Consider the following 22638-nt stretch of genomic DNA (forward strand, 5'->3'; position numbering starts at 1 on the left):
TGTATTGATAAAGGTTATCATTATTAATTGGGGGATTACGTATGGTTGCGATGACGCAATTACGAGTTGGGGAACGTGCAAAAATTGTTGATTTATCACAAGTAAGCAACTTAGTAAAAAGAAGATTGCTAGATATGGGTGTAACAGAGGGGTCAGAAATTTGTTTAAAATGTACGATGCCGCTTGGCGGGCCGTTTATGATTGAGAATTATGGACAATGTGTCGGCATCCGTCGCAATGAAGCGAAAAACATTCAGGTGAAGCCGTTATGATGCATGTTGCACTCGTAGGTAACCCAAATACAGGGAAAACATCATTGTTTAATCAGCTCACAGGGACGTATGAGTATGTTGGAAACTGGAGCGGTGTGACGGTTGAAAAAAAGGTGGGCGTTTTGCGCAGTAAAAAAGCGAAAATAATTGATTTGCCCGGCGTATATTCGCTTCACCCGATGTCCCGTGATGAGCGGGTTGTGACGCAATTTTTATTGACGGAGCCGTTCGATGAAATTTTAAATATCGTCGATGCGTCACAATTAGAACGAAATTTATTGTTGACTGTACAGTTATTGGAATTTGGTAAGCCATTGGCGATTGCTTTAAATATGGTCGATGTGGCAGAAAGAAGGGGGATATCCATCGATCAAAAAAAATTAGCGGAAGCGTTGCATGTACCTATCGTTTCAGTCGTTGCCCGAACGGGAAAAGGGTGCGATCAAGTGGAGCGCATGTTAATGGGAAAAGTGTCTCAAGAAGTGAAACCGCTCCACATATATTACGGAATCGCGTTGGAACGAGCGATTGCACGTTTTGTTGAGACGTGGGGAGCGGAGGAGAAATTCCCTGCCCGTTGGCTCGCCATTCAATTTTATGAAGGAAATAGCTACGTCCGCGATTATGTAGCAGAAAAATTGCCGGAAACAACGTGGCGTTCATTATATGAACAAGCCGAAAAAGAAGTGCAACAAGCCGAGCAAACACCGCTTGATCAGCTCATTTACGAACGTCGTCGCTCCTTTGTAAGAGAAGTGATTGAACAGTCAGTGCAACGCCAAAAAATTGCGCGTGTGACGGTGACAGACCGCATCGATGCGGTAGTCACAAATAAATATGTCGGCATTCCGATTTTTCTACTGGCGATGTATATATTATTTCAACTCACATTTGATTGGCTCGGGGCACCGCTCTCCGATTTGCTTGATGCGTTTTTTGCAGGTCCGCTTACTGATTTTGTGACGGCGATGTTAGGAGCGATCGGTGCTTCTGAATTTATTCGCGCGCTCGTTGTTGATGGTATTATTGCAGGGGTAGGCGGTGTCCTTGTTTTTGTACCGCAAATTTTTATTTTATTTTTCTTTATTTCGTTTTTAGAAGATTCAGGGTATATGGCACGTGTAGCGCTTGTCATGGATCGATTAATGGAGTCGGTCGGATTAAATGGAAAAGCGTTTATCCCGCTCATTATTGGGTTTGGTTGCAATGTTCCGGGCGTCATGGCGGCACGGACGATTGAGCAACCACGGGAGCGCCTTATGACAATGTTGTTAACGCCGCTTATGTCTTGTTCGGCCCGTTTGCCTGTATATGCTTTGTTTGTCGGTGCGTTTTTTGCGGCAAATCAGGCACTTGTCGTTCTTTCTTTATACGTTCTTGGTGTTTCACTCGCACTTATACTTGCGAAACTATTTTCATTGACAATTTTAAAAGAAGAAGCGTCCGTATTTGTTGTTGAATTACCGCCATACCGTATGCCGCAATGGCAAGCGCTATGGCGTAGCACGTGGGATAAAGGAAAAGGATTTGTGAAAAAAGCAGGGACGTTCATTTTTGGCGGTTCTGTTGCCATCTGGCTATTATCTTACGTTGGACCGCATGGTATCAATGTAAACATGGACGATAGCTTTTTGGCGATGATTGGTGGTGTACTTGCTCCGTTACTTGCACCGCTTGGATTTGGAACGTGGCAAGCTGGAGCAGCACTGTTGACCGGATTTTTAGCTAAAGAAGTCGTTGTGTCGACGATGAACATTATTTATCATGTGCCTGATGTTGAGTCGCTTCAAGGGCTCATGGCCTCGCATTTTACAGCTTTATCTGCGTTTAGTTTTATGGTATTTGTGTTACTATATGTTCCATGTTTAGCAACTGTTGCAACGATTTACAAAGAAACAGGTTCACGAAAATGGACGATGTTTTCCATTGGATATGCGCTCGTACTGGCGTATATTGTTTCATTTGTGATTTACCAAGGCGGAAGCTTGCTTGGCTTCTAAAGGAAGGGATATATATGGTTGTGAATATTGTTATCGGATCAGTCATTTTTGGATACGCAGCATGGACGATTTTTCGTTTCATTCAAAAAAGTAAGCGTGGAACATGTGCGGCTTGCTCTGTCAAAGGATCGTGCGGCACAAGTTGTCATGAAAAAAGCTGACATCAGTCAGCTTTTTTCAATATATAATGCGAAAAGTAGTTTCGTGAGGAACTGTAGGAATGGCGTATTGTTCTATTCGTTCCACACGCGCAAATGGCGGCCCTTTTTTTATTTCATCAACAAACGCCTCCACACGTTCAACTTCTCCTTGCACTTCTATTTCGATTAAATGGTCGACATCACAATTTTTTACCCAACCAGTCAGCCCCCGTCTTCTTGCTTCATATTGGGCGAAGTAGCGAAACCCTACACCTTGTACGCGACCGTGCGCAACAATGGAATAACGAACGATCATATGTTTATCTCCTTCGCTAAAAATTTTCTATAAAAATCATACAACAGCCTACCTCGCATTGCATACGTTGAATACGTAAAAAGATTTACGAGGGAGGAACAGCTGTGAACGAAATGGATCGCTACATTCAAAAAGCGGTTATGTATGATTTGTTGGCGCGTTATTATCAATATAAAGATTGGGAACAGTATGAAAAGTATATGCGAAAACATATAGAGTATGTAGAAAAAATAGTGAAGTCACGCGAAGAAGGGCGAGATGATGATGCTGGACGTGTTCGTTTATTCCATGCATCGCCAAATGCTCCTGCAGTTGACATATATATCAATGGTCAAAAAATATTACGCCATATGAAATATAAACAGCTAAGTCAGTATATGAAAGTGCCAAAAGGAGAACATCGTATCGATGTGTATCCAGCAGGACACACGACGTCTCCGGTTCTTAGTCAAACCATTCAAATACTGCCGAAAATGACGTATACGCTTGCGGTGATCGGTGATGTGCATCGCTTGCAACTTCTTCCTATTCTTGACCATCCGTATGCTCCGTACGGGAAAGCAAAGGTGCGATTTGCTCACTTTTCACCAGATGCTCCAGCGGTAGATATTGCTTTACGCAATGGTGATGTGCTATTTCGTCATGCTTCATTTGGAAAGGTAACAGACTATATTGACGCACCAGTCAATGAAAAATTGCATGTCGATGTACGTGTGGCAGGGACGAATCAAGTCGTTTTATCGATTCCCAATGTGCGCTTCCAACCAAATAAGTCTTATACGGTCGTTGCCGTCGGTTGCGTATCCCGCACTCCTTCATTAGAGGTGTTAGTATTAGAGTCGTAAAAAAAAGAGCTTTGATCGAAAGGATCAAGGCTCTTTTCGTTGTTGCCGTTGCTCATATAGCTCGTCGATATATTCAGCAATCGATTCATCAAATATTTGTTCAAGTTGTTTTTTGATTTGCTTGGCAAGAGTCGGGCTTGCACCACCTGTCGTAATGGCGATTTGTAATTTTCCGCGCGAAAAAAATGCAGGAACATGAACGTTGCCGAGAAGATGATGGCTAGCTACGTTGACAAGTTGGTTTGGCGCTGCATATGTAGCGATTTGTTCATTGACATTCGGGTCGTTTGTCGCTGCAATAATCAAAAAAGCATCGGCATAATCGTTCGGTTCGATTTCGCGCGCATGCCATGTAATTTGTTGTTGTTGTGCTAAATGAACAATCTCATCGATCACTTCTGGGCTAATGACGGTAATGTGGGCTCCTTCATGAAGCAGGGGAAGCAAGCGGCGATAAGCAATTTGCCCTCCGCCAGCAATGACAACTTTTTTTTCTGTCATTCGCACGAAAAGAGGGATCATACCTTTTCCTCCCATTCATTCAATTGTTTTTCAACGAGACGATCCAAAACGTCGTATGTTCGAATGGGAGGATACAACGTAAATGACACCTCGTTTGTTTGTTGTGCTTGCAACGTCTGATGAATGTAGTCAAGCAGCTGTCCGAAAAATAAAATGTATGGTACAACCGCAACTTGTTTATGACAACCTGTATGTGCAAGCGAAGCAACAACGTCAGAAAAAGAAGGAGAAGCAGCCGCTAAATAACATGGATATACGGGTATGTTTGTTTCGTTTTGCAATAAATGAGCGATCTGCTGAAAATCCGCTTGTGCTTCCGTATCGCTACTTCCGCGGCCAACGAGCATAATGGCGTCAGCTTGTTGAATTGTATCGGATATAGCGGAAACGATATCATGTTGCACACCGAACGGCTTTCCGTATGTAATCGTCACAGAAGGAAACATCTCTTTTGCTTTTTCTAGTTCAAGCGGGATGTCGTGTTTAGCGTGATTAGCTGACAATAGTAAAAGGGGAATAGCATAGATCATTTTTGCTCCCTCACGAACACAACGTTCCACTCCTGTGACAATATTCGGTTCACATAATTCTAAAAAGCATATATGTTGAATCGGTATGGAAATAGAAGAAGAGAGACGTTCGACGAAAGCGACCGCCTCTTTTTGTCCTTCTGCTGAACGACTTCCGTGACAAATATATAAAACAGCCTTCATACGCTACCTCATTCCATGTGCCATTTTTTCATCCATCATCATTTCAAACCATTGCAGCTGTTCATGTAGCCGAACGACTTCTCCAACAATAATGATGCTAGGATTAGAGATCGGATGTTTTTTCACAACGTCCACAACCGTATCTAATGTCGCTACGATCGTTTTTTGTTCGGGAAGCGTTCCCCATTGGATGATCGCAACAGGAGTTTGCGGCCGTTTGCCATATAACTTTAGTTGTTTGCAAATGAAAGGGAGTTGTTTTACGCCCATATAAATGACGAGCGTATCGACTCCTTTCGCTAAATGTTCCCACTGTACTGCATCTGTGGCATCACATCGGCGATGGCCTGTAACGAACGCAACACTTGCGCTAAAGTCGCGATGAGTTACAGGGATACCCGCATATGCTGGAACAGCGATGCCGGATGTAATGCCTGGAACGATTTCAAAAGGAATGCGGTGTTTCATAAGTGCTTGCGCTTCCTCGCCACCGCGTCCAAACATAAATGGATCGCCGCCTTTTAATCTCGTGACTGTTTTCCCTTTTTTCGCATGTTTCACTAAAAAATGATTAATCGTTTCTTGTTTCATTGTATGGTAATTTGGTAGCTTTCCGCAATAAATCAAATCTGCGTCACGTTTGGCATACGATAGTAGCTGTTCGTTAATCAGGCGATCGTATAAAATGACGTCTGCTTGTTGAATGCATTTTAATCCTTTCACGGTAATGAGTTCGGGATCCCCAGGACCTGCGCCGACTAAATATACTTTCCCCATTGTCTCCACCTAAATCCATTGTTTATTTTTTAAGTAAGAAATAATTTGTTGCACGCATTGTTCAATCGAATATTGTTCTGTATCGACAACAAGTTCTGGTGAAAGCGGTGGTTCATATGGCGAATCAATGCCGGTGAAATCGCGAATTTCGCCATTGCGCGCCTTTTTGTACAACCCTTTTGGATCACGTTGTTCGCACGTTTCAAGCGGACAGCGGACGTAAACTTCTACAAACTCATCTTGTTCTAGTTTATTGCGAACGAGTTGGCGATCTTGGCGGAAAGGAGAAATAAAGGCCGTGAGCACGATTTGGCCGCTGTCTACAAACAATTTCGCGACTTCACCAATGCGACGAATATTTTCGGTGCGATCTTCAGCGGAAAAACCTAAGTCGCTATTTAAACCGTGACGCACGTTATCACCATCAAGCACGTAACATTGAACGTTTTGTTCAAACAACGTTTTCGCGACAGCGTTCGCTAACGTGGATTTCCCTGATCCCGATAACCCAGTAAACCAAAGAACGAAGCTGTGATGGTTATTTTTTTTTCGGCGATCTTCTTTTGTCACACTTTCTTTATGCCAAACGATATTCATGACCGTCCACCTCCGACTGTTTGCAATCCATCCATCAGCACGCGAACCACTTCGGGACGGCTGAATGTACTCGGTGGCATCTCACCAGCTCGCAACATTTCCCTTACTTTTGTGCCGGAAAGAACGACGTGGGCTGTTGCATCGTGCGGGCATGTTTTTGTTGACGCCATCGCTTCGCATTTTGTGCAATAAAAGCTATGCTCGAAAAAGAGCGGAGTAATGCCGAGTTCTTCATTTGTAAACTGTAAGAAAATTTTTTGTGCATCATACGTGCCGTAATAGTTGCCGACTCCCGCATGGTCGCGTCCGACAATGAAGTGCGTGCAACCAAAATTTTTACGTACGAGCGCGTGGAAAATGGCTTCACGTGGACCTGCATAGCGCATCGCGGCCGTAAATACGCCAAGGAAAACACGATCTTTTGGATAATAATGTTCAAGCAACACTTGATAGCTTTTTAGGCGAATGTCTGCTGGGATGTCATCTTCTTTCGTTTCGCCAACGAGCGGATTTAAATAAAGACCGTCGACAATTTCAAGTGCACATTTTTGAATATATTCATGAGCACGGTGAACCGGATTGCGCGTTTGAAACCCGACGACCGTTTTCCAACCAAGTTCCGCAAATCGTTGTTTTGTTTCTTTTGGTGTAAAAAAGAACGGTGTAAAAATTCCTTTGTCTGTTTGGCGTACAAGTTGGACAGGGCCTCCAATATATACATCTGGTTTTTCAAATAATTTTTTAACGCCAGGGTGTGCTAAGTCTTCTGTTTGGTATACAAGAAGAGCTTCTTTTCGCTTATCTGGGCGATATATATGTTGTACTTCCATTGTGCCGTATACGGTTTGTTCATAAACGAGCTCGACTTCATCACCGAGCGATAGTTGTTTTGCTTGTTGTTCGGTTACCGCAAGTGTGATGGGGATGCTCCATACTGCTCCATTCGTTAGTCGCATCGTTTCGACGACGGAATGATAGTCATCTTCCCCTAGAAATCCAGTGAGTGGTGCATAGCCGCCAATCGCAAGCAATTCAAGGTCACTTAATTCTGCCTTACTTAATACAATTTGTTTCATTTTTTATGCCTCCTAAACTTATTATTCTTATAAAATAACTAGGATTAAATACCGCCACCGTGCTCGTGAAACGAACGACGTTCCTCGGTGATCGTCTTTTTTAAGCTAATCGTTCCGAGTGTAGCAAAACAAACACTAACAATGGCGATTGCTGTATAAATATCGCTATGAAGGAACAATTTAATTAAGCTATATGAGACAGCTAGTGAAAAAATAGGCGAGACAATCCATACTTTTAGCACTTGAATGACAATTTGCTTTTGCCAAATCGAAAAGCCACTTTTTGTTGTGCCGATGCCGATGATGGCTGATGTCGTAATTTGTGTGAGCGGAACGGGAAGGCCAAAAAGAGACGAAACGATAACGAGTGTTGCGCCGATTCCTGAAATAATGCACCCTTCAAGTTGAGAGAAGGTCGTAATTTTTTCCCGTTCGTCTCTAGCACGCGGCTGCCAAGCAAAAGCGCCCCTAGTGCAACGAACAATCCACCAAAAATGATGCCGTGCTGGACAGATAATAAACCTGCTCCAACAAGGGGACCAACAGCATTTGCGACATTGTTCATTCCTGCAGAAAATGCCTCGAAAAATCCAGCGATAATGAGCAACAAGCCAACCCATTTGTTTTGTTTCAATGTTTTTCCTTTTATCCACTTGCTAATGAAAAAAGCGAGAAAAAAAGCAGCGAACGGTGTAATGATCCAAAACGAAACGATCCACATAAGCTTGCTGACGTATAAACTTTGATATGCAATGCCAGCTCCAACGACCGCCCCAACTGTAATTTCGCTTGTGGATAACGGAATGCCGAGCATGTTTGCGGCAAATAATGAAATGGTAGCGGCTGCTAAGACGATGACGACAAGATCCGTTTGCAAAATAGATGTAGGGACGATGCCAGAACCGATCGTTTTGACGACTTCTCCTCCGCTTAAGCTGCCGAGAAAAATAGCAACAGCGCATATGAATAAAGCGATGCGCTTATTTGACAATGTGCCTGACCCATAAGCAGCACCCATCGTTGCGGCAGCACCGCTTCCCCCGATGTTCATCGCAAAGAAAAAAGCGATAATAAAAGCAACTGTAACCAACGCGTTTCCCCCTTTACGACTCGTGCAAGCCGCATTCTGTTTTTCCTAGCCCAGCCCACCGTCCAGAACGCAAATCTTCTTCCGTATAAGCAGGGGCTGTACATGGTGCACAACCGATGCTCGGATATCCACGATCATGAAGCGGGTTATAGGAAAGATTGTGGCGATGCACGTAGCGCCATACGTCTTTCCACGTCCAATGAATAAGCGGGCAAACTTTAATGTTTTGAAACTTTTTATCGAGATTGATAAATTCGACATGTTGCCGTGTTGGTGATTGCTCGCGGCGCAGTCCAGAAATCCATGCTTTTTTTCCTGTCATCGCTTGCCGAAGGGGAATAATTTTTCTTAGTTCACAGCATTTGTTCGGATCTCTTTTCCAAAGCTCAGCCCCGAATTGTTGTTCTTGCTCTGCAAGCGATAAAGATGGGGACTGCAAATGAATGCGCAAGCGAGGATACGCTTGCTTCACGCGTTCAATCGTTTCATACGTTTCAGAAAAATGTAAATGCGTATCGAGAAAAACAATTTCCGCATCGTCACGTACTTGCGAAATAAGGTCAATGAGCACAATCCCTTCAATGCCGAAACTGCAAGCATACAAAAGATCATCACCATAATGATCGTACGCCCATGACAGCACATGTAGTGCCCCTTTTTCATTATTATCTATTGGAAAAGTAGGTTTTTGGACATCATCCCACGTTTCATACGTAATCATGCTTCATCCCCCTTACTATTTGATTGTTTTAAATTTTAACACAATTCAACCGAATGTCAATCATAGTTTTTCTATCGGAATTTATTTTTTTAAAACGTCATGGCAAATGAAAAAAAACATGATTATACTGTTTGTATGGGAGATGTTGAAGTCAACAACCCAATGACTAAAGTCATGGGCTTGTAAGCCCCATGTTGACCAGACCAAGGCTTGAAACAGAGCCTACGTTATAGATGTCATGACACGTTCGGGTGCTTCTCCAGCCCGTTCCTCTGTCGTGCAAGATTAAACAAGCGTGGTGGGTGGCGCTAGTGTCTTGCACATAACAAGCATCTATAACATGGTCGAGGAGAATATGACCTGCTTTATGCAGAGGAAAGGGGAATACCCTATGGTTTTTGTGTTAGACACAAATAAGTGTCCGCTTGCTCCTTGTCACGAAGCAGTTGCAAGAAAGCTGTTGAAACAAGGGAAGGCAGCGATCTACAAACGCTATCCATTTACGATTATTTTAAAAGAAATTGTCGATAATTTTCGACCGAAAACACCGTATCGGCTCAAAATCGATCACGGAAGCAAACACACAGGACTTGCGATTTTGCGAGGACAAGAAGTGGTATGGTTAGGGCAACTTGACCATCGCACAGACATCAAGGAAAGAATGGATAAAAGGCGTGCTTTCCGTCGAGCAAGACGAAATCGAAAAACTCGATACAGAAAACCACGTTTTCTTAATCGTAGGAGAAAAGACGGGTGGTTGCCGCCATCACTAGAGAGTCGCGTGCAAAATATCCAAACATGGGTTAACCGCCTAAAGAAGTTATGCCCCATTGGGTATATATCATACGAAAATACCAAATTCGACACGCAACTCATGCGAAATCCTGAAATCAGCGGCATTGAGTATCAACAAGGCACGCTTCAAGGATACGAAGTAAGAGAATACTTGCTTGAAAAGTTTGGGCGGAAGTGTTGTTATTGCGGAAAAGAAAATGTTCCACTTGAAGTGGAGCATATCATTCCAAAATCGAGAGGTGGAACAGACCGAGTGGATAACCTATGTCTTGCCTGTCATGACTGTAATCAGCGCAAAGGAAGTAAGACAGCAGAAGAATTCGGGTATCCGCACATTCAAAAGCAAGTCAAAGAATCATTAAAAGATGCAAGTGCTGTCAACTCGACAAGGTGGAAAGTGTATGAAGTGTTAAAACAAAGCGGATGCGAAGTAGAGTGTGGAACAGGTGCACGAACGAAAATGAATCGTATTCGTTTAGACTTGCCGAAAACACACTATTTTGACGCTTGTTGCGTGGGAGAAAGCACACCAAATCACTTATATTTCAAAACAAAAGAAGTGTTATTCATTAGAGCAAAGGGGCGTGGTAGTCGTTCACGCACAAACCTAGATAGATATGGCTTCCCAAGAGGTTATCTTGCAAGACAAAAGTTCTTCTTTGGCTTCCAAACAGGGGACATGGTTAAGGCTGTTATCCCAAGAGGGAAATATCAAGGCGTTTGGTTTGGCGAAGTATCATGCAGAAAGACTGGAAGTTTCGATATTAAAGGTAAGGACGGTAAACGTATCGCACAAGGAATAAATTATAGATATGTCCAAGTCATTCAGCGATTCGACGGATACACATATCGAAGGGAGGGAATGAACATTGCGTAAGGTGCAATTCCTCCCCGTGCCTAAAGGCAGGGGCTTCCTTGCGTAAGTTTCGTGAGTTTGTTATGCGCACATATGGCGTATCAACATCATGAGCATGCAGATGGTTCTGGTGCACCGCGCGGATTAAAAGAAACGAACATTCATTTGTACGCTCAAATATGTGCGATTGCGAATGAATATGAAAACTTAATTTCAACGGAATTTGTACCGCCGCACGAAGCGCTTGAAATTATTATGGCGCGAAGTAGTATTCGATATAGCCAGCAGCTCGTACGGTTGTTCGTTGATACGATTCCTGCTTATTTGCCGGGAATGACAGTGAAAATGAGCGACGGAAGAAACGCAATCGTGACAAAAATTGTTGAGCATATGCAACGTCCATATGTCCGATATATGGATACACATGAGGAAATTTCGCTTGTTGATCATCCGTCGCTCCTCATTGCCGGACAGGCAATTTTATAGTTTTTTTCGCAAGTTTCCAAGCTCTTCAGCGATTGCTTGCATTTCGCTTGGACTAAATGTTTGCTTTTTCATCACCATATCGTATATATCTTTTAATTCATCGTATAGCTGTTCATCGAAATGGTCCGGTTTAATGGCATCAAAATTTAATACTTTTAACTTTTCTTTTATTTGTTCGATCATTTGTTCAACGGATAAATGCATCGTCGTCATCCTTTCCTGTATGCTTGCGTCTATTGTATCATTGTTTAAAGGTTCATTCTACTTTGTTTTAAGGAGTCAACAACCCAACGACTAAAGTCATGGGCTTGTAAGCCCCATGTTGACCAGACCAAGGCTTGAAACAGAGCCTACGTTATAGATGTCATGACACGTTCGGGTGCTTCTCCAGCCCGTTCCTCTGTCGTGCAAGGTTAAACAAGCGTGGTGGGTAGCGCTAGTGTCTTGCACATAACAAGCATCTATAACATGGTCGAGGAGAATATGACCTGCTTTATGCAGAGGAAAGGGGAGAACCCTATGGTTTTTGTGTTAGACACAAACAAACGTCCGCTTGCTCCTTGTCACGAAGCAGTTGCAAGAAAGCTGTTGAAACAAGGGAAGGCGGCGATTTACAGGCGATTTCCATTTACCATCATCTTGAAAAAATCAGTAGACGAATCAGAAATTAAAGCAACATATCGGCTAAAAATCGACTATGGAAGCAGGCATACAGGATTAGCGATTTTGCGAGGACAAGAAGTGGTATGGTTAGGGCAACTTGACCATCGCACAGACATCAAGGAAAGAATGGATAAAAGGCGTGCTTTTCGTCGAGCAAGACGAAATCGAAAAACAAGATACAGAAAACCACGCTTTCTGAACCGCAAGCGAAAGGAGGGGTGGTTGCCGTCATCACTAGAGAGTCGTGTGCAAAATATCCAAACATGGGTTAGCCGTCTAAAAAAGTTATGCCCCATTGGGTATATATCATACGAAAATGCCAAATTCGACACGCAACTCATGCGAAATCCTGAAATCAATGGTGTAGAGTATCAACAAGGCACGCTACAAGGATATGAAGTACGGGAGTATTTGCTTGAAAAGTTTGGGCGGAAGTGTTGTTATTGCGGAAAAGAAAATGTTCCACTTGAAGTGGAGCATATCATTCCAAAATCGAGAGGTGGAACAGACCGAGTGGATAACCTATGTCTTGCCTGTCATGACTGTAATCAGCGCAAAGGAAGTAAGACAGCAGAAGAATTCGGGTATCCGCACATTCAAAAGCAAGTCAAAGAAACATTAAAGGATACAAGTGCTATCAACTCGACAAGATGGAAAGTGTATGAAGTGTTAAAGCAGACAGGATTAGATGTCGAGTGTGGAACAGGTGCACGAACAAAAATGAATCGTATTCGTTTAGACTTGCCGAAAACACATTATTTTGACGCTTGTTGTGTAGGCGAAAGCACAACAAATCACTTATATTTCAAAACAAAAGAAGTGTTATTTATCAAGGCAAAAGGGCGTGGTAGTCGCTCTCGTACAAACCTAGATAGATATGGCTTCCCAAGAGGTTATCTTGCAAGACAAAAATTCTTCTTTGGTTTTCAAACAGGGGACATGGTTAAGGCTGTTGTCCCAAGAGGGAAATATCAAGGCGTTTGGTTTGGCGAAGTCGCATGTAGAAAGACTGGAAGTTTCGATATTAAAGGCAAGGACGGAAAGCGTATCGCACAAGGAATAAATTATAGATATGTCCAAGTCATTCAGCGATTTGACGGATATGCTTATGGAAAGGGGGTGGCGGAACTTGCGTAAGGTGCAATTCCTCCCCGTGCCTAAAGGCAGGGGCTTCCTTGCGTAAGTTTCGTGAGAGGAAATGATTCGTGTATTATTCGTTTGTTTAGGGAATATTTGTCGTTCGCCGATGGCAGAAGCTGTATTTCGTCACCTTGTAAAACAAGAAGGGCTCGATCATGTCATTTCTGTTGATTCGGCAGGAACGGGCAATTGGCATGTGGGGAAACCACCACATCACGGGACTCAGCGTATTTTAACGGAAAAACAAATTGACTTTACAGGGTTAAAAGCACGTCAAATTTCAAAAGAAGATTTTCATACATTCGATTATATTATCGGAATGGATAGCGATAATATCGCTCATCTTCGTCGCCTTGTTGGCGATTCGTCGCACGCTGTCATTGCTCGTTTTATGGATTTTGTGCCAAACCGTCGCGTAGACGATGTCCCTGATCCGTACTTTACAGGAAATTTTGAAGAAGTGTACGAATTAGTCGAAGAAGGATGTAAACATATATTAGAGCGAATAAAACGAGATCATTCGTTGTAAGGGGGAGAAGACGATGGGAAAGGGGAAATGGATTGCATTAGCAGGGATAGCTTTGTTGTTAGCGAATAACAAAACAAGACAAGTCATTAAAGAAACGTGTCGTGAGTGGATGGATAGCGTAGAACAAGTAAAGGAGACTGTTCATCAAACGAGACAACATGTAGACGAGATGATGAATGATTTGCAGTTTATTGTGAATAAACTAAGTGAAGTAAAAGAAACAACACCGCAAGTGATGGAGTGGATAGAGGAGCTGATTCGTAAACGTTCCTCGTAGAAGCGAGGTGGGGTGGGAGATGATTGTTAGCTTTTCTGTTGTTCGTGAGCTAATGAAACGGTTTGAAGAAGATGAAATTTTTGATTTATCCGCTGAGTTAGCATATTTCTTTTTGCTGTCGCTATTTCCATTTTTACTGTTTTTGTTAACGTTTTTATCGTATTTGCCTATCCCGCACGAAGATGTGATCGCCTTTTTCAATCAATATGCGCCAAGCGAAACGGCGCATTTAATTGAGACAAACATTAAACAACTTATAGCAGCGCAAAGTGGAAAGTGGTTATCTTTTAGCGTGCTTGCTACGGTGTGGGCTGCATCGAACGGTATGTCGGCCATTATTCGGGCATTAAATCGAGCATACGATGTGAAAGAAACACGCTCTTTTCTCGTTGCTCGTGGAGTTTCGATCTTGCTTACTTTTGCGATGATTTTTGTCATTATTGTCGCGCTCGTCTTCCCTGTATTCGGAAAAATGATCGGTACATTTCTTTTTTCAGCGTTTGGTCTTTCTGATGTGTTTTTACACGTATGGGAAACAATTCGTTGGTTTGTTAGCTTTGTCATTTTATTTTTTGTTTTTTCTGTGTTATACGTTTTTGCCCCAAGCAAACATGTCCGGTTTCGCGACGTATGGATAGGAGCGTTATTTGCGACTGTAGGTTGGATGGGCGTCTCACTTGCTTTTTCTACCTATGTAAACCAGTTCGGTAACTATTCTGCGATGTATGGCAGCTTAGGCGGAATTATTGCGTTAATGGTTTGGTTTTATTTATCTGGCATGATGATTGTATTAGGTGGGGAGCTAAACGCTATTCTTTGTTGTAAACGAGAAGGAAATATGCGCATACGGTAGTTATTCCCTCTTATAAAAAAACGCGGTTAAACCATATTAAAAGTGAACGTGGATATGAAGGGGGAATATACGTGACGAAAAAAACGAAAAAAGACGGCGGAACAAAGCAAAAAGGAAAAAACCGCCCGAAACATAAAACGAGTAGCAGTGCGAATGGACAAAACGGATATCACTAAAGAGAAGAGGGATGCGGCGCGCATCCCTCTTTATTCTGCGATTTCTTCGTAATGATAGTATGTTTGGTTGTAAATATGTTCGATTTCTTCATCAGTCATATAAACGAGTTGTTCTTGATTAAAGCTCCGTAATTTTGTAATAAACTCAATCATATTTTTTCTTTCTTCTCTACTCATCATCATCGCTCTCCCCTCTGTTTTAAAACAGTTTGTTTTGTTTAATTGTATTATATAACAGAGGCTTAAAAAGCGTCAATGTTTTTTTCTTGTTTTTTTGAAAAATATTTTGAAAATTTCGTGAGCGGACGCTGGGCAAGTAATAAAAGAAACAGTAGCGAACTCACGCTAAAGAAAAATAGCCTTTCTTGCTGTTGTAATACAATGCCCCCAATCGCAGGCCCACATATGCTGCCGATGCTATATAACATCCCGCACAATATGTTGCCGACAGGAAGAAGTGATTTTGGCAACAAATCGGTCATATACGCCATGCCGAGCGAAAAAAGTGAACCGACAAACATACCTGCGACAAAAAAGGTGACTGTCAACGGCACAGGAGAAATGAACCATTGTGCAATGATAAAGCAGATCGATCCGACGGTTAACGAAACGGTGATCATCGCTTTTCGCGAGAAGCGATCACTTAATACGCCAAGCGGGAGTTGAAAAGCGATTCCGCCAAGCGCAAACGCCGGAAGCATTATCGCGACCGTCTCAACATGTAGTCCATTTCGCAAGGCGTAAATCGGAAACATGCTATGGAGTGAAGCTTCTAAAAATCCGTAGCCAAACGGCAATAACAATGCGGGCCACGCTTGTTTCCAAGCATGAAAAAAGCGTAGCGTGCCAATTTTTTCAGCTTGCTCTGTTTCAGGATAGGCATGTGGGAGAAAAAATAATAGCACCCATCCACATAAGCTAAGCAATGATGAAACAATGAACGGCAACGACTCATGTATGTGAACAAGCGGAACGAGAAGCGGACCGATCATAAAGCCGACCCCAAACGACAAGCCATATAACGAAATGTTGCGACCTCGTCGGTGAGCGGGCGAAGCAGACGTAATCCATGTTTGAGAACCAAAATGAAGAATATGGTCGCCAACACCAATGAGCAATCGAAGCATAAACCAAAACAAAAGCGACGATGAAACCGGAAAAATCGCTAACGAAACGATTACGATCGCCCCACCGAGCATAATTAAACGTTTAAAGCCGTAGCGGCGAAGCGGGCGCTCTAAAAACGGCGACACGACGAGAACGCCGATGTACATAGCTGTCGCATGTATGCCGCTAAGCGATGAATGCACGCCACTTTGCTCAAAAATGATAGAGATGAGCGGCAATAGTAGCCCTTGGGAAAGACCTGAAATCATGACAATGCTAACTAAGATGAAAAAATGACGTTGTTGCATAATGACCTCCTGTAACGTGTTCACTATGTTCGATGTTAAAATGTTTTATGCGAAGAAGCAACAAAAAAGACAGATGAAAACGGAAATGAATTTGTGTAAAATATGGTTGATATTCCATAAATGAAAAAGGGGACGATTCGATGGAACGCATCTTTTTTTTATTGACGGCGATTGGTGTGCCGCTTTCTGTTGCAGGAAGTTTGCTTCATTGGCCCGCAGCACCGATGTTTGTCGTTTACTGTGTTACCATTATTGCACTTGCTAGTTATATGGGGCGAGCGACAGAAAGCTTGGCAATTGTGGCAGGGCCGCGCATTGGCGGTTTGTTAAATGCGACATTTGGCAATGCGGTAGAACTCATCATTTCGATTTTTGCGCTAAAAGCTGGATTAGTTGGTGTCGTGCTTGCATCGTTAACCGGCTCTGTGCTTGGTAACTTACTGCTTGTGGCAGGCTTATCGTTTTTTGTCGGCGGTTTAAAATATAAACGGCAATCATTTAACGTATATGATGCGCGCCATAACTCAGGTCTATTAACGTTTGCCATTTTAGTTGCCTTTGTTATTCCAGAAGTGTTTTCGATGACGATGAATGAACAAAAGACGCTGTCGTTAAGCGTAGGCATTTCAGTCATTATGATTGCGCTCTATTTAGCTGCACTATATTTTAAACTCGTCACTCATCGCGGTGTATATCAACATAAAGAAGATGAGGAAGAACATGAAGAGCCAGAATGGTCAAAAGGAAAAGCGATGCTCATTTTAGCGCTTGCTACTGCGGCTGTAGCATATGTATCAGAAAGCTTAGTTCATACGTTTGAAGTCGTCGCCCATTCGTTTGGCTGGAGCGAACTGTTTATCGGTGTCATTATTGTCGCGATTGTCGGAAATGCCGCTGAGCATGCTTCCGCCATTATTATGGCATATAAAAATAAAATAAACGTCGCTGTTGAAATTGCCGTTGGTTCAACGCTTCAAATTGCGATGTTTGTTGCGCCTGTATTAGTGCTTGTATCGCTTGCATTTCCGACGAAAATGGCGCTCGTCTTTACGCTTCCAGAACTTGTTGCAATGGTGACAGCGGTATTGTTGACAATTGTGCTTTCGAACGATGGAGATACAAACTGGTTTGAAGGAGCGACATTGCTTGGAGCGTATATGATTATGGGAATCGGATTTTATTTGTTGTAATCCGTCAGCAGTTGCTGACGGATTTTTTTTGTGAAGAGGATAAATTGTTTACTTTTGAAAAAAATAACGATGAACAACGTAAAAAGGAAAGGGGCTTACGTATGAAGAGATGGTTTGCTTTCAGCATGATGTTTATTTTCTTCTGTATGCCAACGATGAGCGAAGCAACTGTCAAGCTCCCGCCATCGGTCATTGACATTTCAAAAGAAAATACGTATCCGAATCCGACACAAAATTTGCCGTATTTACAACCGAGCGAACTAGCGAAACAACTGCTTCAGTCCGCGAATGTTAAAATTGAAAATCCGGAATTAATTCGTCTTTTAAACGAATCGTCGATTTCAAGCACGCCTTTTGCGATTGGCTATGAGGCAACGATTTATTTAGGGCAATGGCCATTGAATTACGAATCGACAGAAACATCAACGAACTGGGAGTATCAAAAAGTGAATACAAACTTTATTGACAATCGTGGTGGGAAAACGGCTGTTCGATTGACGTATCGCCAAGAGATGCAAAAACAAGTGCGCGGTGGGTTGACCGCAAACATCCCGAATGAAGAAGATGTGAAAAAAATGATGTTGTTGACAGCGATGAAAAAGACGAATTTACCGCTCTCTTTTAGCACGTGGATCGGCATGGGGACGAAAAAGGAACAAGCATATAACGTTCCACCAAAAAAATTAGGCTATTTATATGCCTATGCTCCTGCGGTAAACGAAAAAGGAAAAGTCACATATGGCGAAGTATATATTGTTTTAAAAGGAAAGAAAAAGAGCATTGTCGTGAAAAACGTAACATCGCAAGGTATCGGTGCTTGGATTCCTGTGCAAGACCGTCTATCATTCGCATTTGTTGCGAGCGATGTGCCGAGATGATACAAAAAAAGCTTGTCGTATGTTCGACAAGCTTTTTATCGTTCAATTTTTGCTTTTCGCGTTGTAAAATCAATGTCTGGGTAATAACGGTTTTTCACGAGCACGTTTGGTCCTAAACATTTCACCGCAGGGCAGTGGCAGTTTAGTGATTTTGCTAAATGAGATGCCATCCATTTGTCATAAGCAGAAAGAAGCGAGTCGGTTTGAATGTTTCCGAGCGTCGGTTCATCACCGAAATCAGTCACAATGATGTCACCTGTAAAGATGTTGACGTTTAACCGTGAACGTCCATCTGGATCGTTTCGTACTGTAACATTTTTACTTGCATATAAACGTTTTAAGAGAGCTAAATCTTCTTCGTTGTCACTACATGGATAAAATGGTAACGTACCGAATAACATCCAAACATTTTCATCTCGTATATCGAGCAAATGATGAATCGTTTCGCGCAGTTCATCGAGCGTTAACGTTTCCAAGTTGCTCGCAAAGTCACTCGGATACATCGGATGCACTTCATGTCGTTTACAGCCCATGTCGTTTACAATTTGGCGATGGATCGTTGCTAAGTGTGGGCGCGTCCGTTTATTTAACATCGTCTCCGCGGATACGATGACGCCCGTTTTCGAAATGGCACGTGCATTTTCGATCATGCGTATAAAATAACGCTCACGCTGTGCAACGGTCGGCTTTTTCTCCATCATCGCAAAACCGCCTTCGACAAAATCATCGATCGTGCCCCAATTATGCGAAATGTGCAAAACATCTAAGTAAGGGATGATTTTTTCGTACCGTTCTAAGTCGAGCGTTAAATTTGAGTTAATTTGTGTGCGCACCCCGCGTTCGTGTGCATATTTTAACAGCGGCACGACGTATTGCTCAACAGATTTCATCGAAACCATTGGTTCACCGCCTGTAATGCTTAACGAGCGCAAGTGCGGAATTTCATCGAGACGGCGAAGAAGGAGATCAAGCGGCAACGCCTCAGGATCTTTCGTACGCAACGTATAACCGACTGCACAATGCTCACAACGCATATTACAGAGCGTCGTTGTTGTAAACTCGATATTTGTCAACTGCATGCTGCCGTACTGTTCGACATCCATATATGCTTCCCATGGGTCAAATGTAGGGGTAATCGCTTGACGCAATAATGTTCCCATAATCAAGCTCCTTTTAATTAAAATAGACCTAACGATAATTATGCAAACGAAATGGAACGATTGTCAACGATGTTGCGATTGTGTACGATAAAGAAAAAGCGAGGTGACGACGTTGGGCAACGCAGTATCAGATCAAAATCTACAACTATCCTATTTAAAAACGCGCTTAAATATGTTTCTTGAAGTGCTCGAAGCGCTCGATCCAGAAACGGCTGAATTAGAAGATATTGACCGTCTTATTCAAATGATTGATGATTTAGAAATGAAATACGAGCGGTTTAAAAAAGATTGGGAAAAAAGTCGCTAAGCGGCTTTTTTTTGCGTTTGAAAAAGATGTATAATACAAGTGGAGAATTCGAAAAATTGTTACATATTGAACAAAGGGGAAGGGTTATAGGATGGAAAAGTTTCAAGAGAGTATGTACAAGCTAATCGTTGAGACGTCAACAAAATTGCCGAAAGATGTACGCCGCGCCATCGCTAAGGCGAAGATGCGTGAAAATGCTGGAACGAGGGCGGCGATGTCGCTTGCTACGATCGTACAAAACATTCAAATGGCAGATGAAAATGTATCGCCGATTTGTCAAGATACCGGATTGCCGACATTTAAAATTAAAGTCCCTGTAGGCGTCAATCAAATGGAGATGAAAGAAGCGATTCGTCGAGCGATCGCTCAAGCAACGAAAGACGGAAAATTGCGTCCAAACTCCGTTGATTCGCTAACAGGCGAAAATAGCGGTGATAATTTAGGGATCGGGCTACCTGTCATCAAATTCGAGCAATGGGAAAAAGATTACATTGATGTTCGCTTAATTTTAAAAGGTGGCGGCTGTGAAAATAAAAACATTCAATATAGCTTACCGTGTGAGTTAGAAGGGCTCGGTCGTGCCGGTCGTGACTTAGATGGCATTCGCAAATGTATTTTACATGCGGTATATCAAGCACAAGGACAAGGCTGTAGCGCTGGATTTATTGGCGTCGGCATTGGCGGTGATCGTTCCTCTGGATACGACTTAGCAAAGGAACAGTTATTCCGTTCTGTTGACGATGTGAACCCGAATGAAGACTTGCGCAAATTAGAAGAATACATTATGGAAGCAGCCAATAAACTCGGCATCGGTACGATGGGATTTGGTGGAGAAACGACGTTGCTTGGCTGTAAAATCGGTGTCATGCACCGCATCCCTGCAAGCTTTTTCGTTTCTGTCGCATACAACTGTTGGGCGTTTCGTCGCTTAGGCGTCATCATTGATCCGCGTACAGGGGACATTCAAGAATGGCTATATCAAGAGGGGGACGACGTCGACTTCCAACAAGAAAAAACCGAAGTTGTGGGCGAAGGGCGTGAAGTGGTGCTTGAAGCGCCAATTACAGAAGAACAAATTCGTTCGTTAAAAGTAGGTGATGTCGTTCGCATTAACGGCATGATTTACACAGGACGAGATGCGATTCATAAATATTTAATGGACCATGATGCCCCTGTGGATTTAAACGGTCAAATCATTTATCACTGTGGGCCGGTGATGTTAAAAGATGAAAATGGCAAATGGCACGTGAAAGCAGCTGGTCCAACGACAAGCATTCGCGAAGAGCCTTATCAAGGGGAAATTATGAAAAAATTTGGTATTCGTGCTGTCATCGGAAAAGGTGGCATGGGAGCTAAAACGTTGGCGGCGTTAAAAGAACATGGGGGCGTGTATTTAAATGCCATCGGTGGTGCAGCTCAATATTATGCGGACTGTATCCAATCCGTTGAAGGTGTTGACTTTTTAGAGTTTGGTATTCCAGAAGCGATGTGGCATTTGCGTGTAAAAGACTTTACCGCCGTCGTCACGATGGATTCGCACGGAAACAGCTTGCACGAAGACGTCGAAAAATCATCGCTTGAAAAATTAGCCCAGTTTAAAGAACGTGTATTTTAATGGAAATCCGTCTAGTGATGAGCTAGGCGGATTTTTTATATCTCTTTTTGCACAACCTATTATTGAAATGAATACGGAGGTGCAAGCAGTGAAAAAAACGATCATGTTGCTTTTTTTCTTTTTATGTTTTCCGCTTAGTCAAGTTGATGCGATGTCATGGGGGTTTAAGCGAAGTGAAAATCATCTTCCTCCTTCTGCTGGGAAACAGTTAGACGAACTACTCGCCAAATACGATGCTTTTTATTTAGGCGATCCGGCGAAAAAACATATTTACTTAACGTTTGATAACGGATATGAAAATGGCTATACAGCGCAAATTTTAGACGTGCTTAAAGAAAAAAACGTTCCTGCGACGTTTTTTGTAACTGGTCATTATTTACAATCTGCCCCTGATTTAGTCAAACGTATGGTCAATGAAGGGCATATTGTCGGTAACCACTCATGGCATCATCCGGATTTAACGACGGTCAGCGATGAGAAGTTACGTGAGGAGCTAGAGATGGTCAGAAAGAAAACAGAACTGTTGACGGGTCAGAAGCATATGCGCTACATGCGTCCTCCACGCGGCATTTTTGATGAGCGCACGATGCGTATTGCGCGCGAACTTGGCTATTATCATGTCTTTTGGTCGTTAGCGTTCGTCGATTGGCACGTTCACGATCAAAAAGGTTGGTTGTATGCCTACAATAACGTCATGAAACAAATTCATCCGGGTGCCATTATATTGCTGCATACAGTATCCAAAGACAATGCCGATGCGCTTGCGAAAATTATTGACGATTTACGAAAAGAAGGATATGTTTTTAAAAGCTTAGACGATTTCATGTTGCAAAAAATCAATGTTCCTACTTGGATTTTCTCCCTTTGACGATGTGCAAAGGGATTTGTTTTGATACAATGGGAAAGGGGAGAATGGTAATGATTCATGTTCAGCCTCCATACGATTTTACGCGAGTATGCAAGAGATGCATTCGCTTTCTGACGAGGAAGTGGAGAAACAGCTTCTTTCGATCCGTGGCATCGGTCCGTGGACGGTGCAAAATTTTTTATTGTTTGGTCTGGGGCGTCCAAATGTATTCCCGAAAGGAGACGTCGGTTTGCAACGGGCGATTGAACGAACATTTCAGCTCGATTATCGCCCGACGATGAAAGAAATGGACGCATTTCAACGAATGTGGGAACCATATGCAAGCTATGCCGCTTTGTATTTGTGGAGAAGTATTGAATAG

General features: G+C 42.8%; 26 protein-coding genes and 2 pseudogenes. 16 read left to right on the forward strand and 12 right to left on the reverse strand.

Annotated features, from left to right (window positions below):
* Positions 1 to 41 precede the first annotated feature (41 nt).
* From NSQ23_RS02010 to NSQ23_RS02020, 3 genes are read left to right on the forward strand one after another with little or no spacing between them, the layout of a single operon-like run.
* A complete protein-coding gene (locus NSQ23_RS02010; protein WP_339172593.1) occupies positions 42 to 272 on the forward strand; it encodes a FeoA family protein in 231 nt (76 codons plus the stop codon).
* Positions 269 to 2272: a ferrous iron transport protein B gene (feoB, locus tag NSQ23_RS02015; RefSeq protein WP_339172595.1), complete on the forward strand. Its 2004-nt coding sequence runs from the start codon at positions 269 to 271 to the stop codon at positions 2270 to 2272. Before NSQ23_RS02010 ends, feoB begins: the two co-directional genes overlap by 4 nt.
* Before the next feature lie 14 nt (positions 2273 to 2286).
* The gene (locus NSQ23_RS02020; RefSeq protein ID WP_004888847.1) at positions 2287 to 2433 is read left to right on the forward strand and encodes a FeoB-associated Cys-rich membrane protein; all 147 of its coding nucleotides are present in this window, start codon (positions 2287 to 2289) and stop codon (positions 2431 to 2433) included.
* Between the two features lie 16 nt (positions 2434 to 2449).
* On the opposite strand, the gene NSQ23_RS02025 is transcribed toward NSQ23_RS02020, so the two are convergent.
* Positions 2450 to 2728: an acylphosphatase gene (locus NSQ23_RS02025; protein WP_004888848.1), complete on the reverse strand. Its 279-nt coding sequence runs from the start codon at positions 2726 to 2728 to the stop codon at positions 2450 to 2452.
* 113 nt (positions 2729 to 2841) lie between these two features.
* Between NSQ23_RS02025 and NSQ23_RS02030 the strand changes: the two genes are divergently transcribed.
* Positions 2842 to 3573 carry a DUF4397 domain-containing protein gene (locus tag NSQ23_RS02030; RefSeq protein ID WP_339174228.1) on the forward strand — a complete coding sequence of 244 codons (732 nt, stop codon included), beginning with the start codon at positions 2842 to 2844 and terminating at the stop codon, positions 3571 to 3573.
* 24 nt (positions 3574 to 3597) lie between these two features.
* On the opposite strand, the gene NSQ23_RS02035 is transcribed toward NSQ23_RS02030, so the two are convergent.
* From NSQ23_RS02035 to NSQ23_RS02065, 7 genes and pseudogenes are all read right to left on the reverse strand, one after another.
* Positions 3598 to 4110 (reverse strand): NAD(P)-binding protein, encoded by a 513-nt coding sequence (locus NSQ23_RS02035; protein ID WP_339172597.1) that lies wholly within the window; start codon positions 4108 to 4110, stop codon positions 3598 to 3600.
* A complete protein-coding gene (locus tag NSQ23_RS02040; protein WP_339172599.1) occupies positions 4092 to 4808 on the reverse strand; it encodes a sirohydrochlorin chelatase in 717 nt (238 codons plus the stop codon). Before NSQ23_RS02040 ends, NSQ23_RS02035 begins: the two co-directional genes overlap by 19 nt.
* A 3-nt stretch (positions 4809 to 4811) precedes the next feature.
* Positions 4812 to 5585 carry a uroporphyrinogen-III C-methyltransferase gene (cobA, locus tag NSQ23_RS02045; RefSeq protein ID WP_004888851.1) on the reverse strand — a complete coding sequence of 258 codons (774 nt, stop codon included), beginning with the start codon at positions 5583 to 5585 and terminating at the stop codon, positions 4812 to 4814.
* A gap of 9 nt (positions 5586 to 5594) precedes the next feature.
* Positions 5595 to 6182, reverse strand: coding sequence for an adenylyl-sulfate kinase (gene cysC / locus NSQ23_RS02050; protein WP_064221364.1), 588 nt, complete (start codon positions 6180 to 6182; stop codon positions 5595 to 5597).
* Entirely contained in the window at positions 6179 to 7258 is a 1080-nt protein-coding gene (sat, locus tag NSQ23_RS02055) for a sulfate adenylyltransferase (protein WP_004888853.1), read from the reverse strand. The genes cysC and sat overlap by 4 nt, the downstream gene beginning before the upstream one ends.
* Positions 7259 to 7302: 44 nt before the next feature.
* A pseudogene (locus NSQ23_RS02060) lies at positions 7303 to 8348 on the reverse strand (inorganic phosphate transporter).
* Between the two features lie 13 nt (positions 8349 to 8361).
* Positions 8362 to 9069 carry a phosphoadenylyl-sulfate reductase gene (locus tag NSQ23_RS02065; protein WP_192948663.1) on the reverse strand — a complete coding sequence of 236 codons (708 nt, stop codon included), beginning with the start codon at positions 9067 to 9069 and terminating at the stop codon, positions 8362 to 8364.
* Positions 9070 to 9460: 391 nt separating this feature from the next.
* Between NSQ23_RS02065 and iscB (NSQ23_RS02070) the strand changes: the two genes are divergently transcribed.
* Positions 9461 to 10741 (forward strand): RNA-guided endonuclease IscB, encoded by a 1281-nt coding sequence (iscB, locus tag NSQ23_RS02070; RefSeq protein WP_129000648.1) that lies wholly within the window; start codon positions 9461 to 9463, stop codon positions 10739 to 10741.
* Positions 10742 to 10813: 72 nt separating this feature from the next.
* Positions 10814 to 11206 carry an HD domain-containing phosphohydrolase gene (locus tag NSQ23_RS02075; protein WP_241735389.1) on the forward strand — a complete coding sequence of 131 codons (393 nt, stop codon included), beginning with the start codon at positions 10814 to 10816 and terminating at the stop codon, positions 11204 to 11206.
* Here the strand turns inward: NSQ23_RS02075 and NSQ23_RS02080 are convergent.
* Positions 11201 to 11419: a DUF1128 domain-containing protein gene (locus tag NSQ23_RS02080; protein WP_004888858.1), complete on the reverse strand. Its 219-nt coding sequence runs from the start codon at positions 11417 to 11419 to the stop codon at positions 11201 to 11203. The two genes, NSQ23_RS02075 and NSQ23_RS02080, sit on opposite strands and share 6 nt — an antisense overlap.
* Before the next feature lie 306 nt (positions 11420 to 11725).
* On the opposite strand from NSQ23_RS02080, the gene iscB (NSQ23_RS02085) reads away from it, so the two are divergent.
* The 4 genes from iscB (NSQ23_RS02085) to NSQ23_RS02100 all read left to right on the forward strand — a co-directional run bounded on the left by iscB (NSQ23_RS02085) (position 11726) and on the right by NSQ23_RS02100 (position 14668).
* Positions 11726 to 13006 (forward strand): RNA-guided endonuclease IscB, encoded by a 1281-nt coding sequence (gene iscB, locus NSQ23_RS02085; protein ID WP_339174231.1) that lies wholly within the window; start codon positions 11726 to 11728, stop codon positions 13004 to 13006.
* 61 nt (positions 13007 to 13067) lie between these two features.
* Positions 13068 to 13538 (forward strand): low molecular weight protein-tyrosine-phosphatase, encoded by a 471-nt coding sequence (locus NSQ23_RS02090; RefSeq protein WP_004888859.1) that lies wholly within the window; start codon positions 13068 to 13070, stop codon positions 13536 to 13538.
* Between the two features lie 13 nt (positions 13539 to 13551).
* On the forward strand, positions 13552 to 13815 hold the full coding sequence (locus tag NSQ23_RS02095; protein WP_091702996.1) for a glycine/betaine ABC transporter substrate-binding protein: 264 nt from the start codon (positions 13552 to 13554) through the stop codon (positions 13813 to 13815).
* A 19-nt stretch (positions 13816 to 13834) separates the two neighbouring features.
* Positions 13835 to 14668 carry a YihY/virulence factor BrkB family protein gene (locus NSQ23_RS02100; RefSeq protein WP_192948664.1) on the forward strand — a complete coding sequence of 278 codons (834 nt, stop codon included), beginning with the start codon at positions 13835 to 13837 and terminating at the stop codon, positions 14666 to 14668.
* A gap of 206 nt (positions 14669 to 14874) precedes the next feature.
* Here the strand turns inward: NSQ23_RS02100 and NSQ23_RS02105 are convergent, their stop codons facing one another.
* On the reverse strand, positions 14875 to 15021 hold the full coding sequence (locus NSQ23_RS02105) for a BH0509 family protein (protein ID WP_004888862.1): 147 nt from the start codon (positions 15019 to 15021) through the stop codon (positions 14875 to 14877).
* Positions 15022 to 15086: 65 nt separating this feature from the next.
* Entirely contained in the window at positions 15087 to 16259 is a 1173-nt protein-coding gene (locus NSQ23_RS02110) for an MFS transporter (protein WP_339172603.1), read from the reverse strand.
* Between the two features lie 140 nt (positions 16260 to 16399).
* On the opposite strand from NSQ23_RS02110, the gene cax reads away from it, so the two are divergent.
* Both cax and NSQ23_RS02120 read left to right on the forward strand, forming a co-directional pair.
* Complete coding sequence (gene cax, locus NSQ23_RS02115; RefSeq protein ID WP_192948665.1) at positions 16400 to 17449, forward strand: calcium/proton exchanger; 1050 nt, start codon at positions 16400 to 16402, stop codon at positions 17447 to 17449.
* Between the two features lie 125 nt (positions 17450 to 17574).
* Positions 17575 to 18327 (forward strand): YfkD family protein, encoded by a 753-nt coding sequence (locus NSQ23_RS02120; protein WP_339174234.1) that lies wholly within the window; start codon positions 17575 to 17577, stop codon positions 18325 to 18327.
* Between the two features lie 35 nt (positions 18328 to 18362).
* Here NSQ23_RS02120 and yfkAB read toward each other — a convergent pair whose 3' ends face one another.
* On the reverse strand, positions 18363 to 19487 hold the full coding sequence (yfkAB, locus tag NSQ23_RS02125) for a radical SAM/CxCxxxxC motif protein YfkAB (RefSeq protein WP_339172605.1): 1125 nt from the start codon (positions 19485 to 19487) through the stop codon (positions 18363 to 18365).
* Between the two features lie 112 nt (positions 19488 to 19599).
* Here yfkAB and NSQ23_RS02130 point away from each other — a divergent pair, with 112 nt between their 5' ends.
* From NSQ23_RS02130 to NSQ23_RS02145, 4 genes and pseudogenes are all read left to right on the forward strand, one after another.
* Positions 19600 to 19794, forward strand: coding sequence for an SE1561 family protein (locus tag NSQ23_RS02130; RefSeq protein WP_035020549.1), 195 nt, complete (start codon positions 19600 to 19602; stop codon positions 19792 to 19794).
* 91 nt (positions 19795 to 19885) lie between these two features.
* Entirely contained in the window at positions 19886 to 21409 is a 1524-nt protein-coding gene (locus NSQ23_RS02135; RefSeq protein ID WP_004888869.1) for a fumarate hydratase, read from the forward strand.
* 103 nt (positions 21410 to 21512) lie between these two features.
* Positions 21513 to 22277, forward strand: coding sequence for a delta-lactam-biosynthetic de-N-acetylase (pdaA, locus tag NSQ23_RS02140; protein ID WP_339174236.1), 765 nt, complete (start codon positions 21513 to 21515; stop codon positions 22275 to 22277).
* Positions 22278 to 22365: 88 nt separating this feature from the next.
* Positions 22366 to 22638 (forward strand): annotated as a pseudogene (locus NSQ23_RS02145) (DNA-3-methyladenine glycosylase 2 family protein); the annotation flags it as partial.

The sequence above is a fragment of the Anoxybacillus sp. FSL W8-1294 genome (genome assembly GCF_037965005.1).
Taxonomy (GTDB): Bacteria; Bacillota; Bacilli; order Bacillales; family Anoxybacillaceae; genus Anoxybacillus; species Anoxybacillus flavithermus_G.

Coding starts and splice junctions, on each gene's coding strand:
- pdaA (WP_339174236.1), top strand. CDS start 21,513: ATGTTGCTTTTTTTCTTTTTATGTTTTCCGCTTAGTCAAGTTGATGCG.
- NSQ23_RS02095 (WP_091702996.1), top strand. CDS start 13,552: ATGGGAAAGGGGAAATGGATTGCATTAGCAGGGATAGCTTTGTTGTTA.
- iscB (WP_129000648.1), top strand. CDS start 9,461: ATGGTTTTTGTGTTAGACACAAATAAGTGTCCGCTTGCTCCTTGTCAC.
- sat (WP_004888853.1), bottom strand. CDS start 7,258: ATGAAACAAATTGTATTAAGTAAGGCAGAATTAAGTGACCTTGAATTG.
- NSQ23_RS02010 (WP_339172593.1), top strand. CDS start 42: ATGGTTGCGATGACGCAATTACGAGTTGGGGAACGTGCAAAAATTGTT.
- NSQ23_RS02040 (WP_339172599.1), bottom strand. CDS start 4,808: ATGAAGGCTGTTTTATATATTTGTCACGGAAGTCGTTCAGCAGAAGGA.
- NSQ23_RS02030 (WP_339174228.1), top strand. CDS start 2,842: ATGGATCGCTACATTCAAAAAGCGGTTATGTATGATTTGTTGGCGCGT.
- NSQ23_RS02105 (WP_004888862.1), bottom strand. CDS start 15,021: ATGAGTAGAGAAGAAAGAAAAAATATGATTGAGTTTATTACAAAATTA.
- feoB (WP_339172595.1), top strand. CDS start 269: ATGATGCATGTTGCACTCGTAGGTAACCCAAATACAGGGAAAACATCA.
- NSQ23_RS02090 (WP_004888859.1), top strand. CDS start 13,068: ATGATTCGTGTATTATTCGTTTGTTTAGGGAATATTTGTCGTTCGCCG.
- NSQ23_RS02080 (WP_004888858.1), bottom strand. CDS start 11,419: ATGACGACGATGCATTTATCCGTTGAACAAATGATCGAACAAATAAAA.
- NSQ23_RS02075 (WP_241735389.1), top strand. CDS start 10,814: ATGGCGTATCAACATCATGAGCATGCAGATGGTTCTGGTGCACCGCGC.
- NSQ23_RS02025 (WP_004888848.1), bottom strand. CDS start 2,728: ATGATCGTTCGTTATTCCATTGTTGCGCACGGTCGCGTACAAGGTGTA.
- NSQ23_RS02035 (WP_339172597.1), bottom strand. CDS start 4,110: ATGGGAGGAAAAGGTATGATCCCTCTTTTCGTGCGAATGACAGAAAAA.
- iscB (WP_339174231.1), top strand. CDS start 11,726: ATGGTTTTTGTGTTAGACACAAACAAACGTCCGCTTGCTCCTTGTCAC.
- NSQ23_RS02135 (WP_004888869.1), top strand. CDS start 19,886: ATGGAAAAGTTTCAAGAGAGTATGTACAAGCTAATCGTTGAGACGTCA.
- NSQ23_RS02020 (WP_004888847.1), top strand. CDS start 2,287: ATGGTTGTGAATATTGTTATCGGATCAGTCATTTTTGGATACGCAGCA.
- NSQ23_RS02120 (WP_339174234.1), top strand. CDS start 17,575: ATGATGTTTATTTTCTTCTGTATGCCAACGATGAGCGAAGCAACTGTC.
- NSQ23_RS02110 (WP_339172603.1), bottom strand. CDS start 16,259: ATGCAACAACGTCATTTTTTCATCTTAGTTAGCATTGTCATGATTTCA.
- cax (WP_192948665.1), top strand. CDS start 16,400: ATGGAACGCATCTTTTTTTTATTGACGGCGATTGGTGTGCCGCTTTCT.
- NSQ23_RS02100 (WP_192948664.1), top strand. CDS start 13,835: ATGATTGTTAGCTTTTCTGTTGTTCGTGAGCTAATGAAACGGTTTGAA.
- cysC (WP_064221364.1), bottom strand. CDS start 6,182: ATGAATATCGTTTGGCATAAAGAAAGTGTGACAAAAGAAGATCGCCGA.
- NSQ23_RS02065 (WP_192948663.1), bottom strand. CDS start 9,069: ATGATTACGTATGAAACGTGGGATGATGTCCAAAAACCTACTTTTCCA.
- yfkAB (WP_339172605.1), bottom strand. CDS start 19,487: ATGGGAACATTATTGCGTCAAGCGATTACCCCTACATTTGACCCATGG.
- cobA (WP_004888851.1), bottom strand. CDS start 5,585: ATGGGGAAAGTATATTTAGTCGGCGCAGGTCCTGGGGATCCCGAACTC.